The organism is Halalkalibacter kiskunsagensis (assembly GCF_037027555.1).
Classification (GTDB): domain Bacteria; phylum Bacillota; class Bacilli; order Bacillales; family Bacillaceae_D; genus Halalkalibacter; species Halalkalibacter kiskunsagensis.
Window position 1 is genome coordinate 1 of the sequence record NZ_JAXBLX010000096.1, and the last position, 1,941, is coordinate 1,941.

1 protein-coding gene and 1 rRNA gene are annotated in these 1,941 nt (G+C 38.1%); both read right to left on the reverse strand.

Annotation, left to right across the window (positions count from 1 at the left end; genetic code table 11):
• Nucleotides 1-233: 233 nt before the first annotated feature.
• Complete coding sequence (locus tag SLH51_RS24360; protein WP_335964181.1) at nucleotides 234-1,442, reverse strand: ROK family transcriptional regulator; 1,209 nt, start codon at nucleotides 1,440-1,442, stop codon at nucleotides 234-236.
• A 423-nt stretch (nucleotides 1,443-1,865) separates the two neighbouring features.
• Nucleotides 1,866-1,941: ribosomal RNA gene (gene rrf, locus SLH51_RS24675) — 5S ribosomal RNA — on the reverse strand; the annotation flags it as partial.

Here is a 1,941-nt window from a genome sequence, read left to right on the forward strand (position 1 = left end):
CCCTATTCAATATAGGAATCATCTTCTAGTTGCTTAATCTCTTTTTTTATTGTGTCCTTGACATAGGTGCCAGTTTACAAAGGCCACTTCTTTTTAGTCGAGTGACAAATGGCAGTTCTTGTCGTCCGACTCACAGCAGTGAAATTATTCAATATCTTTTAACATAAAGGGCTGGCTATTTATTTATAGTCAGCCCTTTTTGACGCTCTAATTCTCTCGATGCTTGATGCTTGCTAATATGAATGGGTATATAAACTTTTTAAAACTAACGTAACAGCACCGATTACCGTACCTTGATCACCTAATTTAGATAATACAATGTCTGTTTCTCTGGCTTCTGAAGTTAAGGCTCGACTTCTTACTACATCTTTAAGGGGATTTAAAATAAACTCTTTAGCTTTAGCCATTCCTCCTCCTACAATAATACGGTCAGGGTTCATAAAGTTGATCATATTCGTTAATCCTACTCCTAGTAACCTTCCTGTTTCAGCGAGTACTTCTATTGCTAAAGAATCTCCTTCAATTGCACACTGATGGATCAGCTCTCCTGTTATCGTTCCACCATTCATATTTGCCTTATCTTGGATAATTGATCTTCTTCCAGTAGTTAATTCTTTTCCTACACGTTCCTTTAGTACTTCTCCCCCTGCAACGGTTTGTAAACAACCATAGCTTCCACAAGAACACTTTGAACCGTGTAGATCAACAATCATATGGCCTATCTCTCCTGCGATTCCATTTCTACCATGAAATAATTCATTTTGTAAAATGACCCCAGCCCCAATTCCAACACCTAGGTTAACGCAAATAATGTTCTCAAATCCAACCCCATTGCCAAACCATGATTCTCCAAGTGTAAGTGCTCTGGCGTCATTTTCAACAAAAGTAGGGATAGAAAATTGTGTCTGAAGTACATCTTTAATTGGTATGTTTGTTAGATTAAAATTCGGTGCAAAGACTCCTACCCCTTCGGAATGATTCACAATTCCATGCATGCCAATTCCAATGCCTAACACTTTCTTTTTGGGAATTCCGGACTCCTCTATAAGAGTATCAATCATAGTTATAAGAAATTGCAGTAAGCTATCAACTGTTAATTTCGTAGGAAGCGATTTCATTTTTTGTATTTCAATTTCCGCATTTAAATCTGTCAAAACAGCAGTAGCACGATGCCCTCCTACATCTAGACCTATCACATAAGAGCTTTTCCAATTAATTGTTAGCAGAATAGGCTTTCTGCCACCTTTTGATACTCCAATCTCACTTTCTCTTACTAGTTTAGATTCCAATAGCTCCGCTACAAGATTGGTAACCGTTGGAGGTGTTAATTTAGTTCTTTTCGCTATTTCAGCTCTGGAAATCGGTCCATTCAAACGTATTGTGTTTAAGATCAATGAACGGTTTAATGATTTCATTAATTGAAAGCTACCTGTAACAGACATGCCATTCTCTCCTTCTTCAGACTATTCTTTTAATTTTACATGAATCAAATCGTTCGTACAAACATTCTATTTCCAATCTGATATCTTTTATGGAGTTATTGCAACTTTTTTGTCAAATAGTTCTTTTTTGTATTTAAATTAGATTGTTTCTAATGCTTATAGGTGCCTGACTCCGTTCAGGCTCGTCATTTCTCTTCTACGTGTAAGAAGGGCATGGGTTTTTTTCGGATATTACACACGATGTTTTACGAAGAGAAAGGGTTCGTCTCACAGGGGGACATAGTGTGTTTCAATGAAGACTAATCACGATGTAACCATCGGTCTATTCGAAGAAGATGTTGCCACTTCGAGACAAAAGCTCTTTTACGCCCTTCCTCATTTTATGCACAGAAAAAAGCATTCCGATGAGGAATGCTTTTAGGTGCCTGGCAACGTCCTACTCTTGCAGGGGGAAGCCCCCAACTACCATTGGCGCAAAAGAGCTTAACGACCGTGTTCG